The following is a 22,715-nucleotide window of genomic DNA, read 5'->3' on the forward strand; positions in this document are numbered from 1 at the left end:
ATTTGGAAAGCCGCGCGCGGGGGACTGGGCCAGAATATCGGGGGCGACACGAGCTTTGAGGGAGGGCTGGATGGCCGGGATCGGTCAGGTGCAGCACACGCACACGGGCTACCAGGCGATCGATTGCGTCGCCTATGCCCACGTGCCCGCTGCCCTGTCGCTGGTGACGGCCCCGCGCGACATCGTGCTCTACCGCATCGTCGACTACGGCCCCACGCGTACCACCAGCGCCGATCGGCCGGCCGACGATCACGACCTGCTGCTGCTGACCCGCGGATCTGGCGTGCCGGCCTATGGCAACATGGCCGGGCACCGCTACACCGTCGCCCCCAACCGCGACCTGCGCGCCAGTTTCGTGCCCAACGGGGCAGATTCGCACATCGAGTTCGGCTCTTCGGCGAAGAGCATCAACCTCGTCTTTCCCAGAGGCTTCCTCGGCGGGCTGGTCGAGGATCGGGCGCGCAGCCACATCGATCCGCTGCTGTTCAGCGACAACTCCGCGCTGATCGGCCTGATCAGCCTAATCGAGCTCGAACTCTTCCGGCCCGGCCTCGTCGCCGATCTCGTCGCGGAACAGGCGATGCGGAGCATGGCGCTGATCCTGTCGGGTCTGGACCCCAACGGTTTCCTTGCCGAGAGCGAGCGGATCACCATCCCGCCGGTGCGGCTGAAGCGGGTGATCGACTTCATCGAGGCGAACCTTGCCGAGCCGCTGACCCTCGAACTGCTGGCCCATGTCGCGGGGCTTTCGGTGTTCCACTTCGCGCGGGTGTTCCACAAGGCGACGGGCTACAGCCCCTACCGCTATGTCAGCGAACGGCGCCTGCTGCGCGCGCAGCGGTTGCTGATGGCGCATGACATGGCGGTGCAAGACGTCGCGCTTGCCTGCGGCTTTCCGCGCCACGCCAATTTCAGCGCCGCCTTCGCGCGGGCGCGGGGCATGTCGCCGAGCCGCTATCGCGCCGCCTTCGCGCTCTAGGACGCGGGCCGCGCTTCCTGGACGTGGACCATGTAATCGACGATCGCGGGCACCGCCGCCTCGTCGACCGGGGCCTTGTAGAGGGTGCGCATCTTGCCGACGATCGACTCCCACTTCTCCCGGCTCACCTTCGGCTGCTGGAGCATGGTCGAGGGCGAGTGGCACGCAGTGCAGTTCTCCAGCACCGCATCGCGCCCCGGGCCTTCGGGCAGGTCGAGCGGATCGTCGGGCAGGGTGATGCTCGCATCGGCGAAGGCGACCTTCGGCGCGCTGTCGCAGGCGGCGAGGGCGAGGAGCGCAAGGGCGGCGGCGGCGGCTCTCATTGTGCCCTCAGACTGATGCGTTCGATCACGTTGCGGGCATAGCCCGAGGGGTTCCAGGCAAGCGTATCGGGCTGCACCGCGCCTTCCGTGTCGGCGGCCCTCGCGCCGATTCCGGTCAGGTCACCTGACGCATTGGGCAAGGTCACGCTCCACCGGCGGAAGGCATAGCGCCCCTCGTCCGGCCCCAGCGTGCAGGGCACTTCCCAGCCCTTGCCGACCAGATCGACCCGGGCCAGCGCGGCATTGCCGCCGAAGGCGATCCCTTCCAGCACCAGCGGCTCGCCCTTGGCGATGGTGTCGCCGTCGGCATGGCTGGTGATGAAGGCGCGCGGCGGCATGGTGGTGACGGGGATGGTGGCGAAGTCCTTGTCCGCAGGGGTCACCGGCTGCGCGGGGAGGCGATAGGATTCGGCGACATAGTAGCTCTCGTCCTCGCCGGTCAGCACCTCGATGGTGGCGAGCATCTTGACCCAGTAGGTCGAGAACCACCCCGGCACCACGATGCGCAGGGGAAAGCCGTGGAGGATCGGCAGGGGTTCGTCGTTCATCGCCCAGGCGACCAGCACGTCGTCGCGCATGGCGATGGCGAGCGGCAGGGACTTGATGAACTGCGGCGCGCCTTCGGTCAGCGGCACGTCGAGCCCGGCGAAGCGCACCCGCTTTGCGCCCTCCGCCACGCTCGCCCTGGCAAGCACGTCCTTGAGGCGCACGCCGGTCCACTTCGCGCAGGCCATCGCGCCGTTGCCCCATTGGGTGCCGGTGACGCGCGGCTCGGAGAGGCCCCGGCCGTTGCCCGCGCACTGGTTGACCGCCACGACGGAGACATGCTCGCCCGCCGCCGCGATCTCGTCGAGCGTGAGCGACACCGGCGTTTTCACCGCGCCGCCCACCGCGACGCGGTGATCGGCGGCCTTCACGCTGGCGGGCATGTCCCAGTTCCAGCGCACGAAATGGCGGTCGTTGGGGGTGATGACGCCCTCGCGGAACACTGCCATCGGCGCCTCGAGCAGGGGCGGGCGGATGCGCTGGACGATCATCTCGCCCTTGCCGGGAAACTGCGGGTCGAGCGGGCGCAGGCCCGGGCCGCCGGGAAGGCCGAGGTCGATCACCTTCTGCGCCAGCAGCGGTGCCGCGAGCGCCGTGGTGCCTGCCCCCGCGATCAGCGCGCGGCGGGTGAGCCGCTCCCCGCTCATGCCTCGGCCCGCTCCAGCCTTGCGATCAGATCGCCGATCTCCGCCACCGCTAGGTCATGGCCTGCAATCAGATCGCCGATGTCGTCGATCCGCGCCATCTCGCCGTCGTCGCGCATGATCGAGCAGATCACCGCCGCATCCCCTGCGCCCGCCAGACGGGCGAGGTCGATCGAGGCCTCGCACGCCGCAGGCCGCGCCAGCACGCCGCCGGCCTGCGCGATCAGCGGGAAGACGTGCCCGGGCGAATGGATGTCCGCGCTGCTCGCCCCCTCGGCGATCGCGACCTGCACCGTGTGCGCGCGGTCGGCGGCGGAAATGCCGGTGGAAACGCCATGCGCGGCCTCGATCGAGCGGGCGAAGGGCCGCCCGGTCTGGCGCGCGGTGCCGGGGTTCACGAGGCTGAGGCCGAGCTGTTCGGCACGCTGCGGGGTCACCGCGAGGCAGATCAGGCCCCGGCCATGCGTCGCCATGAAGTTGATCGCATGCGGGGTGACGTGCCTTGCGGCGATCATCAGGTCGATGTCCCCGCCGCGCAGCCGGTCACCGGCGATGACGACCATGCGCCCCGCCGCAACCGCCGCCAGCGCCGTGTCGAGCGCCGCGCTCATCACGCAAGGTCCCTTCCGGCCGCGAAGCTCCTGGCGCCGAGCACCACCTGCCGGCCGACCAGTTCGAGCTGGCCGCGCGCGCGCTCGTCGAGGCATTCGCCGTCGGGCGAGAACAGGCCCTGATAGGTGCGGATCGTCGCCCCCATCGGCGTGGGCCAGCCGCGCAGGGCATGGGTGATCGCGCGCATGGTGAGCAGGGTCGACATCGACGCCTGATCCCCGAAGGCGGTGGCGATGAGGCCCACCGCACGGCCATCGAGATAGGGCCGCTCGTCGCGGGCGAGATCCTCGAGGTAATCGAGCGCGTTCTTGACCACGCCCGAGATCGTGCCGTGATAGCCGGGCGCGGCGACGAGAAGCCCGTCGGCCTGCCGCACCGCCTCGACGAGTTCCGCGCCCATCTCCGCCGTGTGGCCGGGGCCACGATAATGCGGCAGGCCGGCGCAATACTCGCCGCCGAAAACCGTCACCTCGGCTCCCTCGCCCGCGGCGATGGCCGCTGCGAGGCGCAGCGCCTGCTCGGTCGAGGAGCCGGGATTGACCGTGCCGCCGAGGGCTACAATTCGGGTCATGCTTGGCGTGTCCTTTCGGTGATGTAGGCGGCGAGGCGCGCGGTCTGTTCGGGGGTGAAGCGCAGGCCGAGCTTGGTCCGGCGCCAGAGCACGTCTTCGCAGGTGCGCGCCCATTCGTGCGCCATCAGGTGATCGACCTCGGCAGCGGTGAGGCCGTGGCCGAAATCCTCGCCGCAATCGGCGCGGGTGGCGGCATCGCCGAGGAAGGCGGCGGCGCGGGTGCCGTAGAGGCGGATCAGGCGCTGCGCCTCGGCTTGCGAGAGGAAGGGGTAGCGCCGGCGCAGGTCGGCCATCTTCGCGCCGGCCTCGGTCATGCCGAAGTCGCCGCCGGGGAGCGGGGCGCTGCCGGTCCAGTCGCCGCCCTTGAGCGCGGGCAGGAAGGGCGCGAGCCGCTCCACCGCCTCGGCGGCGAGGTGGCGATAGGTGGTGATCTTGCCGCCGAACACCGAGAGCAGGGCGGGAGTGCCATCGTCCCCGCCATCGACTTCGAAGCGGTAGCCGCGCGTCGCCGCCTCGGGCTTGCCCGATCCGTCATCGACCAGCGGGCGCACGCCCGAGTAGGTCCACACGACGTCATCGGGGGTGACGGGGGTGCGGAAATACTCCGAGGCGCCCTCGCACAGATAGGCGATCTCCTCGGGGCTGGCCTTCACCTCGTCGAGCCCCGCCTTGTGATCGACATCGGTGGTGCCGATCAGGGTGAAGTCGCTCTCGTAGGGGATGGCGAAGAAGATCCGCCCGTCGGGCAGCTGGAAGAAATAGGCGTAATCGTGGTCGAACAGCTTCCGCACCACGATGTGCGAGCCGCGCACGAGGCGCATCTTCTGGGTGGTCGGCTCGCCAGCGCGGCCCAGCAGGTCGAGCACGCGCGGGCCTGCCGCATTGACGACGGCGCGGGCATGGAAGACCTCGCCCCCGGCCTCGATCCGCCATGCCTCACCCTCGCGGGCGAGCTCGGTGACCTCGCAGCGGGTCCGCACCGTCGCGCCGCGGTCGGCCGCGTCGCGGGCGTTGAGGATGACGAGGCGGGCATCGTCCACCCAGCCGTCGGAATAGGCGAAGGCGCGGGTGTATTCGCCCTTGAGCGGCGCGCCGGCGGGGTGGCGGGCGAGATTGACGTTCTGGGTCGCGGGAAGCAGCTTCCTGCCGCCCAGATGGTCGTAGAGGAACAGCCCCATCCGCACCAGCCAGCGCGGGCGCAGGCCGGGGCGGTGGGGGAGGATGAAGCGCAGCGGCCAGATGATGTGCGGGGCGATGCCCCACAGCACCTCGCGCTCGCTCAGGGCCTCGCGCACCAGGGCGAATTCGTAATGCTCGAGATAGCGCAGGCCGCCGTGGATCAGCTTGGTGGAGTTGGACGAGGTGCCCTCGGCGAGGTCCCCGCGCTCCAGCAGCAGCACCTTCGCCCCGCGCCCGGCGGCATCGCGCGCGATCCCGGCGCCGTTGACGCCGCCGCCGATCACGGCAAGGTCGAACACCTGTTCCATCAGATCGCCCACCGCGCAAAGGCGAGCGCCGCCGCGAGGCTGGCGACGGTCGCCGCCAGCACCGGCATCACCGCTCGCCAGCCGAGGCCGAGCAGCAGTTCGGTCCGCGTGCGCATGGCGGTGGCGGTGACCGCGAGCAGCAGCAGCGTCTTGGAGGCGGTGAGCGCCCATCCGGCGACATCGGCGGGCAGGGCGACCAGCGAATTGACCGCGACCATCGCGAGGAAGGCGAGGATGAAGCCCGGCAGCATCGGCACGCGGGCCTTGCCCACGCCTGCGGGCAAGGGCTGGACGCGGGCGATCCACAGGGCGGCGAGGGTCACCAGCGGGGCGAGCAGGGCGACGCGGGTGAGCTTCACCACGGTCGCCTGCGCGCCCGCCGAGTCCGAGACGGCAAAGCCCGCGCCGATCGCCTGCGCCACGTCATGGATCGCCGCGCCCGTCAGGAACCCGGCCTGCGCATCGCTGAAGGCGAGCATCCGGGCGAGCGGCGGATAGGTGACGAGCGCAATGGCCGATGCGGCGGCAAGGATCACCAGCGTCAGCGTGAACTGCGCCTGATCGACCCGCTCGCGCCCGATCACGCCATAGAGCGCCAGCGCGGCCGAGGCCCCGCAGATCGCGGTCGCGCCCCCGCCGAGCAGGCCGATCGCCGGGCTCTGCCCCGTCGCCCGCGCGGCGGCGAGCGCGGCGAGGAGCGCGGCCAGCATCACCAGCGCAAGGCCGGCGAAGGGGACGAGGCCCATCGCCATCACCTGCATCGCCGTGACCTGGAAGCCGAGCAGCACGATCCCGGCCCTGAGGCCATGGCGCGAGACGGCATCGAGACCCTCGTGGGTGCGCGGGTCTCCGGCGGCGAAGCCCATGGCGAGGCCGACGAGCAGGCCGGCAAGGATCACCGGCACGCCGTAGTTCTGGCTGAGCCACGCTGCCGCGGCACCGGCGATGGCGCAGATCGCGAGACCGGGGACGAAGCGCGACAGCGGCTTGCGCTCGGCCCGGGCAGCGGCTGCGGCGGCGCTGTCGGCGAGCACCATCTCGCCGAACAGGTCGCCGGCGAAGGTCTCGATGTCGGGGCGTGGCCCTCGCGTCATGCCGGTCCGGTCCTGCCCATCGCCTTTGTGAAATCCCTCGGGTTGGCGCTTCTGTCTTGCGGTGTCATATCGTAGCCCGCATGGTCCGCCATTGCAACCGCGCCCGCGGCCGCCTCAGGCGAAATCGGCGCGGGCTTCCTCTTCCTCCGGACGGCGGATCACGGGGATCAGCAGCCGGAACCACGCCAGCGCGATCAGGTAGGAGGCGGCGGCGAAGACGAACAGCGGGACATAGCCGAGGCCGGCATCGAGCACCCGGCCCGTCACCAGGGAGATCGCCACCCCGCCCATGTTGCCCATGAAGGCGCCGAAGGCCGTCACCCGTCCGACTTTGGCCTGCGGCACCACGTCGGTGATGGTCGAGAAGATCGACAGGGAGAAGCCCTGGTGCCCGGCCATCACCAGGCCGATCATCACCGCCACCGGCCAGAAGCTGTCGAGCTGCAGGGCCAGCGGCAGCGGGGCGACGATCAGGGCCGACACCAGCATCACGCCCTTGCGCACCCGGTCGGGGCTGACCCCGCGCTCCAGCAGCCTCGTCGAAGCCCAGCCCGCCAGCAAGGCGCCGAGCCCGGAACCCGCGAAGGCAATCGCGAGCGGCACCGCCAGTTCGAGCGTCGAGAGGCCGAATTCCTTCCGGTAGTAATCGGCGAGCCAGAAATTGATGAACCACCAGGTCATGTCCGAAATGGCCTTGGCGACGACGATCCCCCAGGTCTGGCGGTTCGCGAGGATCGCGCCGTAGCGGTCCGTTGCCGGGGCGTCGGCGGGGCGTTGCTCTGCCGTCGCGGGGTCGTTGCGAAGTTGTTGTACGCCGTGGGCGAGCCATATCCACGCCAGGAGCGACAGAAATCCGCCGATCCCGCCCGCCACCAGCGCCCCGCGCCAGCCGACCTCGGTCGCCAGCAGCGGGATCAGGAACGGCATGGCGATCGTCCCCGCGCCCGCCAGCATGGTGGCAAAGCCGAAGGCGAAGCTGCGCGTGTCGGGCGGGAACAGCGCGGCGACGGTCTTGATCGTCAGCGGGGTCTGCACCGCCTCGGTCACCCCGAGGCCGACCCTCGCCGCGACCACCTGCCAGGTCGTCATCGCCCAGCCGTGGGCCATCGCCGCAAGGCTCCATGCCGACGCGCCGACCTGCATCGAGCGGTTGACCCCCAGCCGGTCGACCAGCCACCCCGTGAACAGAAAGGCGAAGGCGGCGGAGAACTGCGTCACCGCGGCGAGATCGCCGAAGTCACTGTCGGTCCAGCCGAAATCGGCCATCATGTCGGGCTTGAGGATGGCGATGATCGGGCGGTCCATCGCGTTGAACACCCCCGCGATGCACAGCACCGTGAACAGCGACCAGCGCAAGCGGGGGGCGATAGGGGGGTGGGCGTGGTCGGCGGCCATCACGGGTTCCTAGGCTTCCTCGGCAGGACAGGGCAAGGGCGGCGCCCCAGACAAAGCGGGCCGCCGGATCGCTCCGACGGCCCCCTGTTGCATCACGTTTCCGTTGCGGCTCAGCGCGTCCGGATGCGCAGGCTCACGCCGACATAGCGGTCCGCGTCGCGCGGGATCTGCAGGCGCCGCCCGTTCTCCACGTTGAGCAGCACATAGCCGACATCGGCGATGTTGCGGGCGTGGAAGGTCAGGCGATACTTGTCCTCGGGGTCCGACACGCCGACCGAGGCGTTCCAGATGCCGTAGGAGTCGATCGGGCCGGCATTGCCGAGGTCCGAGAACTGGCTGCTGGTGTGGCGGAAATCGGTGTTGAGGTAGAGCCGCGCCGCATCGCCGAGGTCGGTGGTGTAGTCGCCGCCGAGGGTCCAGACGAACTCCGGCGCGAGCGGCAGGCGGGTGCCGTTGCGCGCGTCGGGCGCGTTGGTCAGCGGGTTGGGGTTGAACTCCTTCACGCGGGCATCGGCATAGGCCGCGCTCGCCCGCAGGTTCAGCCCGTCGATCGGCGCGACGAGCAGGTCGGCCTCGAAGCCTTCCGACTTCACCGTGCCCGCGTTGGTCAGGTTCGAGACCGTGGCACCGTTGACGACGATGAAGTTGTTGGCCTGGAACCCGTCATAGGTGACGGTGAAGGCCGCCACATTGAGCTGCACGCGGTTGTCGAGGAACTGCGTCTTCGCCCCGATTTCGAAGCTGTCGGACAGCTCCTCGTCGATCGGCCGCGCGTTGTTGGGCGCGGTGTGGTTGAAGAAGACGTTGAAGGCCGGGCCCTTGTAGCCGCGGGTGTACGAACCGTAGAGCATGATGTCCTCGGTCGGTTCGAACTGGATCACCGCACGACCCGACAGGTTGCCGTTGGTGGTCGAGCCGCGGCTGGTGTTGGTGCCGTTGCCGCCGCTGGCGACGAGGCCGCCGGCGGGGTTCGCCACCACGCCCGGGCCGGTCGCCGGCAGGCCGGTCGTGGCATTGGCGCCCGGCGCGCGGGTGTGGGTGAACTCGAGGTCATCCCAGGTGTAGCGCAGGCCGCCGGTCAGCGAGAGCTGCTCGGTGAAGCGGTAGGTCGCCTGGCTGAAGATCGCGTAGTTCACCGAACGCACGTCGCTGCGCGAGGTGGCGAAGGGGAAGAGCGTGTTCACCCGGTCGTTGAGGTTGCAGGGCCGCGCCCCGGTGCGCGGATCGACCGGCAGGGTCGAGCTGGCGCAGGTGACGTTGCGGCGGGTGAAGTCCTGCGAGTTGTCCGACTGCCAGGCAAAGACGCCGGCCTGGTAGAAGAACGGCTTGGTCTGGTCGGAGGCGATGCGGATTTCGGCCGAGACCTGCTCGGTCTTGACCACGCCGTCGTCGTGCAGCTCGCCCACGCCCACCAGCGGACGCGGCAGGAAGTCGCCCTCGCGCAGCTCGCGGTTGAACCAGTTGCGATAGCCCAGCACCACGCTCAGCGTGTGGGTGTCGCTGATCTCGAAATCGCCCGAGCCGGTGAGGCTCCACTGCTCGTCCTCGGTCGAGGTGACGAGGTTGTGGTTGATGAAGCGCTGCTTCTCGCCGATGGCGACGCCGCCGGGCAGGTTCAGTTCGGCATCCTGCTGTGCGCCGCGGCTGGCGCCGGTCACGTCGGCGCAGCAATCGTCGTCGGCCTTGTAGTAGTCGGCGATCAGGCGGACGCGGTTGCCGCCGTCGTCATAGTCCATGATGCCGCGCACGCCGTAGCGCTCGTAGCCGTTGACCTTGCGGTTGGTGCCGCCGTTGATGTTGGTGATGTTGCCGTCGAAGCTGCCGTAGAAGCCGGTGAGGCGGGCGGTCAGGTTCTCGGCGATCGGGCCCGACAGGGCAGCGCGAAGGCGGTATTCCTCGCCCTCGAACCAGTCGGCATTGACCTCGGCCTGGAAGTCGTCGGTGCCGCCTTCCGAGACGATGTTGACAAGGCCCGCCGAGGCGTTGCGGCCGAACAGGGTGCCCTGCGGCCCGCGCAGCACTTCGAGCCGCTGGATGTCGACGAGGTCCATGAAGGCCTGGCCCGAACGGCTCAGCACCACGCCGTCGACAACGGTGGACACGCTGGGCTCGGCGGCGACCGAGAAGCTGATGGTGCCCACGCCGCGCATCACGATCGCGCTGTTGGCGCTGGTGGTGCCCTTGCGGAAGGTCACCGAGGGCACGACGGTCGAGATGTTCTCGAGGCTGAAGACGACCGCCTGATCCAGCCGGTCGCCCGAAACCGCGGTGATCGCGATCGGCACGTCCTGGACGTTTTCCTCGACCTTCTGCGCGGTTACGACGATTTCCTCGACCTGCGCGAAGGCCGGGGCGGTGGTGACGAGTGCGAGCGTGCTGGCCGAGAGGGCAAGCGTCTTGAGCGCGATACGGGTGGTGGCGGGCATTCGGTTTTCTCCCCTGCAAACTGATCGATTCTTTCGGGCGGCGATGCAAAGACCCTTGCCCGTGCGGTCGATCTTTCGGCGGTCGGGTTGCGCTTTCTGTCCTGATCTGTCAAGCGGTGTCAGAACCGGCCGAGGGACAGGCCGGCATACGTATGCAGGGTGGGAATGGTGCAGTTGGTGCCTTCGGACGGCGGATTGGGCTTGCGGCTCGCGGGCCGCACGGTCCTGCGCCATGCGCCGGATTGTCTTGCCATTTCCGTGGCTTCTGGCAATCCGACCGTGACGATGGTGCGCGGTAATTTCCGCCTGTCGGACGCCAGTGTGGCAGCATCGCCACTCATTCGCAGCAATCGCGCGGATGCGGACGGCTGGCTGCTCGAAAGCGCCGATTCCGCCGCGCGGGTGGCGGTGCGGCTGGATCGCGCGCGGCTTCACCTGAAGGCGTTGTCGGGCCATGACCGCATGACGCTCGATTTCGCGCTTGCCGAGGGCGATGTGCTGTGGGGCGGGGGCGAGCAGATGAGCCACCTCGTCCTCAATGGCCGCAACTTCCCGATCTGGACCAGCGAGCCCGGCGTGGGCCGCGAACCCGGCACACCGCTTACCGACCAGGCGAGCGCCGACGGGAGTTTCGCGGGCGGAGATTACTGGACCACCAACTACCCCGAACCAACGGTGCTGTGTTCGGGCGGCTGGGCGCTGAGCCTCGCCAACGCGGAATATGTCGAACTTGATGCGCGCGAGCCCGGTAAGCTCAGGGTCCATGTATGGTCGGGCGAGGTCGCCATAGACCTGTTCGAGGGCGCGCCCGCCGATCTCGTCCGGCAACTGGGTGAAAGGTTCGGCCCGCGCCACGCCTTGCCCGACTGGGTGCTGGGCGGCGCGGTGGTCGGCCTCAAGCAGGGCGAGGCCTCCTTCGAGCGGCTCGAGGCCCTGATCGATGCGGGCGCGGCGGTATCGGGCCTGTGGTGCGAGGACTGGGTCGGCATCCGCGAGACCAGCTTCGGCCGCCGCCTGTTCTGGGACTGGCAGTGGAACCCCGCACGCTACCCTGACCTCCCCGCCCGCATCGCCGCCCTGAAGGCACGCGGCATCCGCTTCCTCGGCTATGTGAACCCCTATCTGGCGGTCGACGGCCCCCTCTACCCCGAAGCGGCAGCGAGGGGCCTCCTCGCGCTGCACCTCGGCCGGGACGAACCCTACCTCGTCGACTTCGGCGAGTTTGACGCGGGCGTGGTCGATTTCACCAACCCCGCCGCCGCCGACTGGTTCGCCGAGGAGGTGATCGGTAAACGGATGCTCGATTTCGGGCTCGACGGGTGGATGGCGGATTTCGGCGAGTATCTTCCCACCGACCTCAGGCTCCACGCCGGCGACCCGATGCAGGAGCACAACCGCTGGCCGGTGCGCTGGGCCGAGGTCAATGCCCGCGCCGTCGCCTCTCGTGGGCGGACCGGGGACGTGCTTTGGTTCATGCGCGCCGGCCACACCGGGGTGCAGGCGCATTGCCCGCTGCTGTGGGCGGGCGACCAGTCGGTCGACTTCAGCCGCCATGACGGCATCGGCACAGTCGTCACCGCCGCGCTCTCGTCCGGCCTCGTCGGCAATGCCTTCAGCCACTCCGACGTCGGCGGCTACACCAGCCTGTTCGGCAATGTGCGGACCGAGGATCTGATCCTGCGCTGGTACGAGCTGGGCGCCTTCAGCCCTGTTTTCCGCACCCACGAGGGCAACCGTCCGGACGACAATCTCCAGATCGACTCCACCCCCGCACTGGTCGAGGGCTTCGTCCGCTGGAGCCGGGTACATGAGGCGCTGGCCCCCTACGTCCGCCACCTCGTCTCCGAGGCGCAGGTGACGGGCCTTCCCGCCCAGCGCGCGCTGTTCCTGCACTACCCCGATGATCGCGAGACCTTCACGATCCAGGACCAGTATCTCTATGGTGCGGACATTATGGTGGCACCGGTGATCGAAGCGGGGGCGGCGATGCGCAAGGTCTATCTGCCGGAGGGCGATTGGCGGCACCTGTGGAGCGGCGAGGGCTTCGCTCCCGGCTGGCACGAGGTGGCCGCGCCGATCGGACAGCCGCCGGTCTTCTACCGCGCAGGCAGCGCCTTCGCGCCGCTGTTTGAGGAGCTCGCCGCATGAGCCGCGCCAACATCAAGGATGTCGCCGCCCGCGCGGGCGTGGCGGTCAAGACGGTGAGCCGCGTGCTCAACGGCCATCCCTATGTCAGCGCCGAACTCAAGGCGCGGGTCGAGCAGGCGATGGCCGAACTCGACTACCGCCCCTCGGTCGCGGCGCGCATCCTCTCGGGCGCGAAGTCGGGGCAGGTCGCGCTGATCTACGACAACCACAGCCCCTACTACATGTTCCAGATCCAGAAGGGCTGCTGGGATGTGTGCCACGAGGGCGGCATCCGCCTCCTCGCCCAACCGGTCGACGTCGCCGATCCGCGCGTCGGCGATCAGGTGCGCGGGCTGGTGAGCGAGACCCATGTCGACGGCATCATCCTCTCCTCGCCCGTCACTGACTGCGATCCGGTACTGCGCGCGCTCGAGACGATGGACGTGCCCTTTGTGCGCATCTCGCCGGGGACCAACCACGCGCTGACGTCCAGCGTGTTCATGGACGACGCGCAGGCCGCCGACGACATGACCACCCACCTAATCAACGCCGGGCACCGCCGCATCGGCTTCATCAAGGGCCACGCCAACCACATGGCCTCCGACGATCGGCTGTTCGGCTACCGCCGCGCCCTCGACCGCGTCGGCATTCCCTTCGAGCCGAGCCTCGTGGTCGACGGGGAGTTCGACTTCGACAGCGGCGTGGCCGGCGCGCGGGCCCTGCTCGACCAGCCCGGCCGCCCCACCGCGATCTTCGCCTCGAACGACGACATGGCGGCGGGCGTGCTCGCCGTGGCGCATGACCGGGGCATCAAGGTTCCGGACGAGCTGTCGGTCGCGGGCTTCGACGATACCACGCTGGCGCGCACCGTCTGGCCGCCGCTCACCACCATTCGCCAGCCGATGGCGGACCTTGCCCGCACGGCAACGCAGATCCTGATCGCGGGCGGGGACCTCACCCACAAGCGCCTGCCCCACGAACTCGTCGAGCGCGCCTCGGTCGCGCCCCCAAAGAGGAACTAACCATGAGTGAACTGCCCCTGCCGCCCGCGACCCGCCGCCTCGGCCCGAGCGATATCGAGGTTTCGCCCATCGCCTGGGGAATGTGGCGCCTCGCGGAGAACGGCCGCACCGCTGCCGATGCCGCCAGGCTGGTGCACGCGGCGCTCGACGCCGGGATCACCTTCCTCGACACCGCCGACATCTACGGCTTCGACGGGCAGGGCGGCTTCGGCGATGCCGAGGCGCTGCTCGGCGAGGTGCTGGCGGCCGATCCTTCCCTGAGGGACCGCATGGTGCTCGCCACCAAGGGCGGCATCCTCCCGCCGCTGCCCTACGACCAGAGCCCGGACTATCTGAGGAAAGCGATCGACGATTCCCTGCGCCGCCTTCAGGTGGACAGCGTCGACCTGTGGCAGATCCACCGCCCGGACATCCTCGCCCACCCGCAGGAGGTCGCCCGCGTGCTCGACGATGCGGTGGCATCGGGCAAGGTCAGGACGCTCGGCGTATCCAACTTCACCATGAGCCAGATCGCGGCGCTCCAGCACTTCCTGGGGCAAAAGCTGGTCTCGACCCAGCCCGAGATCAGCCCGCTGCGCATCACCTGCTTCGAGAATGGCGAACTGGATCAGGCGATGCTGCTGGGCCTGACCCCGCTGGCATGGTCGCCGCTCGGCGGCGGCAGGCTCGCCGCGCCGGAAAGCGAACGCGACAAGGCCGTGGCCGCCGCGCTCGACATCGTGGCCGAGGCCCAGGGGGTCTCGCGTACGGTCGCCGCCTACAGCTGGCTGATGGCGCACCCGGCGGGCATCGTGCCCATCATCGGCTCGCAGAATGCCGAGCGGATTGCCGAGGGTGCCGAGGCGCTGCGGGTGCGCTGGACGCGCGCCGAGTGGTACGCGGTGCTGGTCGCGGCGCGGGGCGTGCCGCTGCCTTGAGTCAAAAGCTTCGGGGGCACGGATCGAAAGTTTGGACGAGGAACGGATAGAATGACTCAACAATGCGAAATCGCGTGGTTTTCCGCGCTGTGTGACGACGACTACGAGTTCCTCGGCGTGCCCGACAAATACCTCCAGTCGAGCTGGGAGCATTGCCGCAACATCGTGCTGCGTGCCGAGGAGGGCGGGTTCGACAACATCCTGCTGCCCTCGGGCTACCAGCTGGGCGTCGACACCACGATCTTCGCCGCCGCCGTCGCCACGCAGGTCAAGCGCATCAAGCTGCTGTGGGCGACCCGCATGGGCGAGGACTGGCCGCCGCAGCTCGCGCGCCGCATCGCCACGCTCGACCGTATCCTCGGCCCGAACGCCGCCGGCACCGGCGGGCGCCTCAACGTCAACATCATCTCCTCCGATATGCCGGGCGAAAAGATCGAGAGCGGCCCGCGCTACCGCCGCGGCACCGAGATCATGAAGATCGTCCGCACCCTGCTCAACGGCGAGCATCTCGACTTCGACGGCGAGTTCTACAAGCTCAAGCTCGATCCGCCGCGGATCTCCACGCTCTCGGGCAAGTGCCCGCCGTTCTATTTCGGCGGCCTTTCCCACGAGGCGCGCGAATGCGCGGCCGAGGCGGCGGACGTCTACCTGATGTGGCCCGATACGATGGACAATGTCCGCGCCAACATCGCCGACCTCAAGGAACGCGCGGCGAAGTATGGCCGCACCCTCAAGTTCGGCTACCGCGTCCATGTCATCGTGCGCGAAACCGAGGAGGAAGCGCGCCACTACGCCGACCGGCTTCTGTCGAAGCTGGACGATGAGGCGGGCCGCGCGATCCGCGAGAAGAGCCTCGATGCCAAGAACTACGGCGTCCAGCGCCAGCAGGAACTGCGCGGGGCCGCCGATGGCGACGGTTTCGTCGAGGAGAACCTCTGGACCGGCATCGGCCGGGCGCGCTCGGGCTGCGGGGCGGCGATCGTCGGCACGCCCGACCAGGTGCTCGCCAAGCTGCGCGCCTATCAGGCCGAAGGGATCGAGGCCTTCATCCTCTCGGGCTATCCGCACATGCAGGAGGCCGACCTCTTCGCCCGCCATGTCCTGCCGCACATCCAGCACGGACCGCTCGAGATGTGAGGAGCGGGGTGCGAAGTTTACAAAGTTGACACTGTAAACTTCGCATTCCTACAGGATTTCGCTAGTCATTTCAGGTAGATGACCCGAAAAACCGAAGTTGACACTGTGTTTTGCGTTTTCGCCGCCGAGGGCGGGTGATCGCAAAGGGGGGCGGACGATGCGAAGGAGCCGTCCTGCCCCATAGTGCGCCCGCCGCCAGTAGGAAAATCGCCGCGGCCGCGCCCCGATTCGCCCCCCTCGGGGCCGGAGCGCCGCCACCTTGCCGCTACGGCGGCGCGGCATCTCGCAAAAGCCTCTTTTCCGCGTCCGCATGGCATGACAAAGCGTATTTCAAAGCGGCAAAACGCAACTCGGAGAGAGACCCCATGAACCTCGAATTCACCCCCGAAGAGCAGGCCTTCCGCGAGGAAGTGCGCGCCTTCATCGCCGAGAACTATCCCAAGCACCTCGCCGATTTCGGCATGCGCGAGGACATGGCGCGCGAGGACTTCCTCGCCTGGCACAAGGTGCTGGGCAAGAAGGGCTGGTCGGTCCCGGCATGGCCGGTCGAATACGGCGGCACCGGCTGGACCCCGACCCAGCGTTACATCTGGTCGGAAGAGAACGCCCGCATCAACGCGGTGATGCCGCTGCCCTTCGGCGTGTCGATGGTTGGCCCCGTGATCTACACCTTCGGCAGCGAGGAGCAGAAGGCCAAACACCTGCCCGGCATCCGCAGCGGCGAGGTGTGGTGGTGCCAGGGCTATTCGGAACCGGGCGCGGGCTCCGACCTCGCCAGCCTCAAGACCACCGCGGTGCGCGACGGCGACCACTACGTGATCAACGGTCAGAAGACCTGGACCACGCTCGCGCAATATGCCGACTGGGGCTTCTTCCTGTGCCGCACCGATCCCACCGCCAAGCAGCAGGAAGGGATCAGCTTCATCCTCGTCGACATGAAGACTCCGGGCGTGGAAGTGAAGCCGATCAAGCTTCTCGACGGCGGCTACGAGGTCAACGAGACCTGGCTGACCGACGTGCGCGTGCCGGTCGAGAACCTCGTCGGGCAGGAGAACAAGGGCTGGACCTATGCCAAGTTCCTGCTCGCGCATGAACGCTCGGGCATCGCGGGCGTGGCGCGCTCCAAGCGCGGGATCGAGAAGCTGCGCGAGATCGCGACCCACGAAACGCTCGATGGCCAGCCGCTGATCAAGGACTTCGACTTCGCCAAGAAGGTGAGCCAGCTCGAAATCGACTTGGCGGCCCTCGAGATCACCGAGCTGCGCACGCTCGCGGGCGAGCAGGCGGGCAAGGGGCCGGGGCCGGAAAGCTCGATCCTCAAGATCAAGGGCACCGAGATCCAGCAGCGCCTGACCGAACTCACGCTGGAAGCGGTCGGCACCTACAGCGCGCCCTACATGGGCGGAGTGTCGAACGACAACGGATCGAACGAGCACCCGGTCGGCCCGGACTATGCCCAGCACGCGGCGGCGACCTATTTCAACATGCGCAAGACCTCGATCTACGGCGGGTCCAACGAGATCCAGCGCAACATCATCACCAAGATGATCCTCGGTCTGTAAGCACCTCGAGGACGGGAGAGAATTCGTGGATTTCAACTTCACCGAAGAACAGGGCATGGTGCGCGACGGCCTCTCGCGGCTGGTGCGTGAGCAATACGGCTTCGAGGAGCGCCGCAAGGCGATCGCATCGAGCGAAGGCTGGCGGCCCGAGATCTGGGCGCAGCTGGCCGAACTCGGCATTCTCGGGATGCCCTTCTCCGAGGCCGACGGCGGCTTCGGCGGCGGCGCGGTCGATGCGATGGTGATCATGGAGGAATTCGGCAAGGGCCTCGTGGTCGAGCCCTTCCTGCCGACCGTGGTCTGCGCGGGCGGGTTCCTGAAGCACGGCGGCACGGCGGCGCAGAAGGAAGAGCATATCGGCGCGATCGTCTCCGGCGGCGCGGTGTTCGCCTTCGCCTATGCCGAGCCCAAGGGCCGCTATGACTATGCCGACCTCGAAACCACCGCGAAGAAGGACGGTTCGGGCTATGTGCTGAACGGCCACAAGGCGGTCGTGATCGGCGCGCCCTGGGCGAGCCATCTTGTCGTCACCGCCCGCACCGGCGGCGAGCGGCGCGACCGGAGCGGCGTCTCGGTCTTCGTGCTGGCCAAGGACACCCCCGGCGTCACCACGCGTGACTATGTGACGGTCGATGGCCGCCGCGCTTCGGAAGTCTATTTCGAGAACGTCGCGGTCGGCGCCGAGGCGCTGATCGGGGCCGAGGGCGAAGGCCTCGCCCTCATCGAGCTGGTCACCGACGAAGCCATCGCCGCGCTGTGCGCCGAGGCCTGCGGGGCGATGAAGGTCGCCCACGCGATGACCGTGGAATACAGCCGCCAGCGCAAGCAGTTCGGCGTGCCGATCGGCAGCTTCCAGGTGCTCCAGCACCGCATGGTCGACATGTACACCGCCTACGAGCAAGCCGTCTCGCTGACCTATCTCGCCACCCTGCGCCTCGGCTCGGACGAGCGGACCCGCAAGCTGGCTGTCTCGGCCGCGAAGGTCGGCGTCGGCCAGTCGGCGCGGCTGATCGGGCAGGAAGCGGTCCAGATCCACGGCGGCAACGGCGTGACCGACGAATATGCCATCGGCCACTACTTCAAGCGCCTGACGATCTTCGACAGCGAGTTCGGCAATGTCGATCACCACCTGAAGCGCCACGTCGCGCTCTCCTGAGCCGCGCCGCAGGTGAGGAACGAGGCCCCGCGCTCGCACGCCGCGAGCGCGGGGCCTCTTCGTTCCGGCGCGCGGTCTTTCGCGAAAGACGCGGGGCGGCGTTTCCGGCCATGTAACCTCCCGGCGATTTCGCGCGAAGAGGTCCGCGAGCTTGCGGACCGGCGAAAGGGGGCGCGGCATGATCAGTGACGGCGCACGCGGATGAGAGCGGACGAGGCCACCCTCGCCCGGCTGATGCGCATGTCGCAGGCGGGCGACAAGCAGGCCTATGCGGCGCTGCTCGAGGCCTGCCAGCGCTGGTTGCGCGGCTATTACAGCCGCCGCATCGCGCCCGCGCAGCTCGACGATCTGGTGCAGGAGACGCTGATCGCGCTCCACACCAAGCGCGCCTCGTGGGACGCGACGCGGCCCTTCCTGCCGTGGCTCGCCGCGATCGCGCGCTATCGCTGGGTCGACCACCTGCGCCGCCTCTACCGCGCCGACGAGCACGAGCTTCACGAGGAGCTGATCGGCACCGACGAGGAGCCCGCCATCGCCGCGCGCATCAGCCTCGACCGCCTGCTCGGCCTGCTTCCCCCGGCGCAGGAGCGCGCCATCGCCCTCGTCAAGATCGAGGGGCTGAGCATTGCCGAGGCCTCGGCAATGACGGGCCAGAGCGAGAGCCTGGTCAAGGTCAACATCCACCGCGGGCTCAAGAAGCTCGCCGCCATGATCGAGAAAGAATGACGATGCAGAAGAGTTCCGATGCCCTGATCGCCGAGCTGGTGAGCGAGCTCGAACCGGTGCGGCCCCTGCGCGTCGGCGAGGGGCTGGCGCTGGCGCTCGCCGCGGCGGGGGTGACGGTGGTGGCCGTGGTCGGGCTGTTCGGGCTGCGCGCCGAGTGGCTGGCGGGGCATCTCGATCCGATGCAGCTGGTCGCGACCGGGCTGTTCCTCGGCCTTGCCCTCGCCGCGACCGTGGCGGTGGTGGTCATGAGCCGCCCGCAGGTCGGCAGCGATCACGGCGGCTGGCGCTGGACGGCGGCGATGGCCGGGTTGCTCCCGCTTGCGGGCGCGATCGTGGCGGTGGTGCGGGGTGCCGGGACGATGTCGCCCGAGCTCATGCGCCACGGGGCGGAGTGCCTTGCGGGCGGCACCGTCTCCTCGCTGCTGGTGTTCGCGCTGCTGGTGCTGTGGCTGCGCCGCGGCGCACCGACCTCGCCCGAACGCGCAGGGCTGGTGGCAGGGGTGGCCGCGGGCGCCTTCGGGATCTTCGCCGCCTCGCTCCACTGCCCTGACAACGATATCGTCCACATCGGGCTGTGGCACAGCGCGGTGGTGGTGGCGACGGGCCTGCTGGGCCGCGTGATCGTCCCGCGCCTGATCCGCTGGTGATCAGCCGGTGAGCCGCCCACGCGGCATCGCGGGTGCCGCCGGTCGCGGGCCCTTGCGGCTGCGCCAGAAGCTCACCACCGCGAGGCTCCCGAGCAGCGCCAGCCCCAGCCCCGCGAGCGTCATCATGATCCTGAGCGGCAGCGCGAGCGCGCTCCCCGCCATGCGCGCGGAGTGCAGCGGGTAGAGCGCGTGCTGCGCGCGCACCGCGAGCGGCGCCGCGGGCGCATCGCGCGCCATCAGCACTGTTCCCTCGCCCGCAAGCGTCAGCGTGGTGCGCCCGTTGGGGTGCCATTCGGACGGGCGGCGCATCCGGACCGTCACCGCCTCGCCCGGCGCCTTCGGCCAGACGATCATGCGCGGGGCCGCGTCCGGGAAGCGGGTGCGCGCGGCGGCGAGGATCGCGGGCCAATCGGGTTCCGCCGCCGAGCGCGCCGCGGGCGGCTTCGCCTGCCACGCGGCAACCTCCTGCGCGGGCGAGAGCGGGGCGAGCAGCGCATCGCCGAGCGGCTTCAGCACCATCAGCGCGCCGGTCAGCCCCGCGAGCAGGATCGGCAGCGCCAGCACCGCGCCAATGTCGCGGTGGTGGAGGATGATTGCCGGGCGGGTCAGGCGCGGCGGCAGGGCCCGCAGCCGGAAGGTCCGCCGCGTCGGCCACCACAGGATCAGCCCCGTCACGCAGAACAGCGCCGCCGCGATGCCGAGCCAGCCGGAGATCAGTTCGCCCGTCTCGCCCATCAGCAGGTGGTGGTGGAGATCGAACAGCAGCGTCTCGGGCCGCTCCCACACGCTCTGCCAGCGGGCGAGCAGCGTGCCGTCATGCGCGAGATAGGCTCCGCCGCCGTCCGGCAATCCCGCCTGCGCGGCGCCGAACTCGGCCGAGGGCAGGGTCACGTAGCCCGCCCCGAGCCGATCGGCCGCAGCGATGATCGCCAGCGTCTCGGCCTCGCCCGGCGCCCGCGCTTCCTGTGCTACGCCCGCCCACCACGGCTTCCACAGCAGCGCCGCGCCGGTCAGCCCGAGCACCGCCAGCCCGAGGCCGACAAGGCCCCCCAGCCAGCGGTGGACCAGCAGGAGCGCGGCCCGCATCAGAAGGCGCCGAGCCAGCCGAGCGTGATCGACCGCCCGCGCCCGGCGAAGAAGCGCAGGTTGTCGGTGGGCCGCTGGGTGTCGGAATTGTAGTCGATGTACTGCTTGTCGAGCAGGTTCTGCGCGGCGAGCGTGACGTTGCCGAAGCCGGTCGCCACGGTCACCGACCCGTCGAGCAGGGTGAAGCCGCCGAAATCGTTGCGCGGATCGCCGCCGTCGAACCGGCGCGAGAAGTGCGTGCGCGATTGCAGGCGCAGGCTGACCGGCCCGTTGGTGTAGTCGGCCGACAGGTTGAGGCGGTCGGGGCCGATATTGGCGCCGTCGAGATCGGCGTTGACGATCCCGTCGCCGTTGGTGTCCACGCGCCCGTTGAGGTGCGCATAGCCCAGCCCGAGGCGCAGGCCGGGAACGGGGGTGGCGGTGGAGAGGTTCAGCTCCAGCCCCTCGATCTCGATCCGCTGGCGCTGCACCTCGAACACGTCGCCGACCAGTACCAGCAGCTGGCCCTCGTCGCTGTCCGACCAGTAATAGGTGGCGCTCGCCGCGATGGGGCCGCGATTGACCTCGACCCCGATCTCGCGGTTGTCCGCCACGACGGGGGCGATGTCGAGGAAGCGGTCGAGATCGACATTGGGCGTGCGGATCGCGCGGGTGATACGGCCCACGTCGGGGACGGTGTAGCCCTGCGCGTAGCTGGCATAGGCGCGGATGCCGGGGGTCGGCTCGATCACGATCCCGCCGTTGGGCAGCACGCGGTCGAAGCTGGGCGAGCCGCCGCCGACCTGCTGCGGCCCGTAGAACCACAGCGTGCGGTAATCGTCGATGGAGATGTCGACATTCTCCCAGCGCACCCCGCCTGCGAGGCGGACCTTGCCGTCCCACAGGGCGAGGTTGCCCTGCGCGAAGGGCGCGATCGAGCGGTAATCGGTCGGCGGCACCCATGCGCGGTCGGTCGCCGCGAGCTTCTGCACCGTGTGGTCGTTCAGCAGGTCGAGGCCGAGCACGAGGTTGAGCGGTCCGAGGCCGCGTTCCCAGCTGGCGTTGACGCCCCACTTGCGGCTGATGTTCTGCGACTGGTCGAACAGCGTGCCGACGGGTGCGATCGCCGGGTCCTGGAAATCGGCGAAGACGCCGCCGCCGTAGATGTCGGCGGTGCGGTTCCAGAAGCCGCGCACGCGCAGGGCGCCGCCGGCGAGGTCGTCGGCGGTGAGGGTGAGGGCGAGGCTCTCGGCAAGGTTCTCGGGCGCCTCGCCGGGGACGGTGCCGGGCGCGCCGGTCGAGGGGAGGCCGGTCGCGCGGCTTCCGGGAACCGCGATCAGATCGCCGTCGCCCTGCAGGCGGAAACGCTGGCCCATCGCCTCGAGCCGCACGGTCTCGCCCAGTTCGACGCCCGCCTTGGCGAAGAAGGAGAGGCTGTCCGAATCCATCAGGTCGCCCTGCGTGCCGTCGGGCGCGATGCGGCGCTCACGGGCATCGCGGAACACGCCGCGCCGTTCGTAGGCGACACCGGCGACGACATCGAAGGCGCCCGAGCGGTTGGCGACGAGCGCGCCAGCCTTGCCGCCGAAGCCGTCGCTGCGGAAACCGCTCTCGGCGGTGCCTTGCAGGATGGTGCGCGCGCTCCAGCCGTCCTCGGCAGGTGCGGAGACGGTGACCTGGTTGATCACGCCCCCGGTGCCGCCGATGCCCTGGAGGGCGTTGGAGCCGAGGATCAGCTCGACCCGGTCGATGAAGAAGGGATCGATGGTGAAGCCGTCGCGCGATCCGTCACGCAGGGGGGCGGTCTGGGGGATGCCGTCGATCGCGAACAGCGGCGAGCGGCCGCGCAGGGTCTCGCCCTGTCCGGTGAGCTTCTGGCGGGCGGGGGAGAAGGAGGGGGTGAGCGCGGCGACGGCATCGACGACCGAACCGGAAATCTGGAGCTGGCGTTCGAGCGTTTCGCGGTCGATCACCTCGGCGGTGAGCGGCAGGGCCGTGACGGGCAGGGCGGTGCGCGCGGCGCTGACGACGATCGGCTCGGCGCTCTCGCTCTCGGCGGCGAGGGTCTCGGCACTCTCCTCGGCCGCCCGGGCGGAGGTTGCGAGGGGGAGCAGGGCGGCGGAGAGGAGGAGGGCAAGGCGCATCGGTGGTCCGTTTCTGATAATCATTCGCGAGTCTCCTCTAAGAATGATTATCAATAACGCAAGCCGATTTCTGCGGCTTTTGCGAGATAGGCGGAATTTGGAAATACCTGCCGCATCGCCACGGCCTAGCCTGCC

The 22,715-nt window shown here is 69.3% G+C and carries 19 protein-coding genes; 9 read left to right on the forward strand and 10 right to left on the reverse strand.

The genetic code is table 11. The features are described from left to right. The first annotated feature begins 70 nt into the window (after window positions 1–70). Window positions 71–979: an AraC family transcriptional regulator gene (locus tag CBR61_RS05735; RefSeq protein WP_088913500.1), complete on the forward strand. Its 909-nt coding sequence runs from the start codon at window positions 71–73 to the stop codon at window positions 977–979. Here the strand turns inward: CBR61_RS05735 and CBR61_RS05740 are convergent. From CBR61_RS05740 to CBR61_RS05775, 8 genes are all read right to left on the reverse strand, one after another. Continuing rightward, the gene (locus CBR61_RS05740) at window positions 976–1,302 is read right to left on the reverse strand and encodes a sulfite:cytochrome C oxidoreductase subunit b precursor (RefSeq protein WP_088913501.1); all 327 of its coding nucleotides are present in this window, start codon (window positions 1,300–1,302) and stop codon (window positions 976–978) included. The genes CBR61_RS05735 and CBR61_RS05740 overlap by 4 nt on opposite strands. After that, window positions 1,299–2,495 (reverse strand): molybdopterin-dependent oxidoreductase, encoded by a 1,197-nt coding sequence (locus tag CBR61_RS05745; protein ID WP_088913502.1) that lies wholly within the window; start codon window positions 2,493–2,495, stop codon window positions 1,299–1,301. Before CBR61_RS05745 ends, CBR61_RS05740 begins: the two co-directional genes overlap by 4 nt. Further along, window positions 2,492–3,103 carry a 3,4-dihydroxy-2-butanone-4-phosphate synthase gene (gene ribB, locus CBR61_RS05750; RefSeq protein ID WP_088913503.1) on the reverse strand — a complete coding sequence of 204 codons (612 nt, stop codon included), beginning with the start codon at window positions 3,101–3,103 and terminating at the stop codon, window positions 2,492–2,494. Before ribB ends, CBR61_RS05745 begins: the two co-directional genes overlap by 4 nt. Next, entirely contained in the window at window positions 3,103–3,675 is a 573-nt protein-coding gene (locus tag CBR61_RS05755) for an NADPH-dependent FMN reductase (protein ID WP_088913504.1), read from the reverse strand. The genes ribB and CBR61_RS05755 overlap by 1 nt, the downstream gene beginning before the upstream one ends. Continuing rightward, a complete protein-coding gene (locus tag CBR61_RS05760; RefSeq protein WP_172835923.1) occupies window positions 3,672–5,162 on the reverse strand; it encodes a glycerol-3-phosphate dehydrogenase in 1,491 nt (496 codons plus the stop codon). The genes CBR61_RS05755 and CBR61_RS05760 overlap by 4 nt, the downstream gene beginning before the upstream one ends. Continuing rightward, window positions 5,162–6,256, reverse strand: a complete 1,095-nt coding sequence (locus CBR61_RS05765) for a YeiH family protein (protein WP_088913505.1) — start codon at window positions 6,254–6,256, stop codon at window positions 5,162–5,164. The genes CBR61_RS05760 and CBR61_RS05765 overlap by 1 nt, the downstream gene beginning before the upstream one ends. Before the next feature lie 114 nt (window positions 6,257–6,370). Continuing rightward, window positions 6,371–7,651 (reverse strand): MFS transporter, encoded by a 1,281-nt coding sequence (locus tag CBR61_RS05770; protein ID WP_088913506.1) that lies wholly within the window; start codon window positions 7,649–7,651, stop codon window positions 6,371–6,373. 110 nt (window positions 7,652–7,761) lie between these two features. Then, complete coding sequence (locus tag CBR61_RS05775) at window positions 7,762–10,077, reverse strand: TonB-dependent receptor (protein WP_088913507.1); 2,316 nt, start codon at window positions 10,075–10,077, stop codon at window positions 7,762–7,764. Window positions 10,078–10,242: 165 nt separating this feature from the next. On the opposite strand from CBR61_RS05775, the gene CBR61_RS05780 reads away from it, so the two are divergent. From CBR61_RS05780 to CBR61_RS05815, 8 genes are all read left to right on the forward strand, one after another. After that, window positions 10,243–12,225, forward strand: coding sequence for an alpha-glucosidase (locus CBR61_RS05780; RefSeq protein WP_088913508.1), 1,983 nt, complete (start codon window positions 10,243–10,245; stop codon window positions 12,223–12,225). Then, window positions 12,222–13,226, forward strand: a complete 1,005-nt coding sequence (locus tag CBR61_RS05785) for a LacI family DNA-binding transcriptional regulator (RefSeq protein ID WP_088913509.1) — start codon at window positions 12,222–12,224, stop codon at window positions 13,224–13,226. Before CBR61_RS05780 ends, CBR61_RS05785 begins: the two co-directional genes overlap by 4 nt. Before the next feature lie 2 nt (window positions 13,227–13,228). Then, window positions 13,229–14,143, forward strand: coding sequence for an aldo/keto reductase (locus CBR61_RS05790; RefSeq protein ID WP_088913510.1), 915 nt, complete (start codon window positions 13,229–13,231; stop codon window positions 14,141–14,143). A gap of 51 nt (window positions 14,144–14,194) precedes the next feature. Then, window positions 14,195–15,280: an LLM class flavin-dependent oxidoreductase gene (locus tag CBR61_RS05795; protein ID WP_088913511.1), complete on the forward strand. Its 1,086-nt coding sequence runs from the start codon at window positions 14,195–14,197 to the stop codon at window positions 15,278–15,280. A 365-nt stretch (window positions 15,281–15,645) separates the two neighbouring features. Further along, window positions 15,646–16,842: an acyl-CoA dehydrogenase family protein gene (locus CBR61_RS05800; RefSeq protein ID WP_088913512.1), complete on the forward strand. Its 1,197-nt coding sequence runs from the start codon at window positions 15,646–15,648 to the stop codon at window positions 16,840–16,842. Window positions 16,843–16,867: 25 nt separating this feature from the next. Further along, a complete protein-coding gene (locus CBR61_RS05805; protein ID WP_088913513.1) occupies window positions 16,868–17,998 on the forward strand; it encodes an acyl-CoA dehydrogenase family protein in 1,131 nt (376 codons plus the stop codon). A 201-nt stretch (window positions 17,999–18,199) separates the two neighbouring features. Next, complete coding sequence (locus CBR61_RS05810; protein ID WP_088913514.1) at window positions 18,200–18,724, forward strand: sigma-70 family RNA polymerase sigma factor; 525 nt, start codon at window positions 18,200–18,202, stop codon at window positions 18,722–18,724. A 2-nt stretch (window positions 18,725–18,726) separates the two neighbouring features. Further along, window positions 18,727–19,371: an NrsF family protein gene (locus CBR61_RS05815; protein WP_088913515.1), complete on the forward strand. Its 645-nt coding sequence runs from the start codon at window positions 18,727–18,729 to the stop codon at window positions 19,369–19,371. On the opposite strand, the gene CBR61_RS05820 is transcribed toward CBR61_RS05815, so the two are convergent. Together CBR61_RS05820 and CBR61_RS05825 are read right to left on the reverse strand one after the other, a co-directional pair. Next, complete coding sequence (locus tag CBR61_RS05820; RefSeq protein ID WP_088913516.1) at window positions 19,372–20,457, reverse strand: PepSY-associated TM helix domain-containing protein; 1,086 nt, start codon at window positions 20,455–20,457, stop codon at window positions 19,372–19,374. Beyond that, a complete protein-coding gene (locus CBR61_RS05825; protein WP_088913517.1) occupies window positions 20,457–22,580 on the reverse strand; it encodes a TonB-dependent receptor in 2,124 nt (707 codons plus the stop codon). Before CBR61_RS05825 ends, CBR61_RS05820 begins: the two co-directional genes overlap by 1 nt. Window positions 22,581–22,715: the final 135 nt, after the last annotated feature.

Source organism: Porphyrobacter sp. CACIAM 03H1 (assembly GCF_002215495.1).
Lineage (GTDB): Bacteria > Pseudomonadota > Alphaproteobacteria > Sphingomonadales > Sphingomonadaceae > Erythrobacter.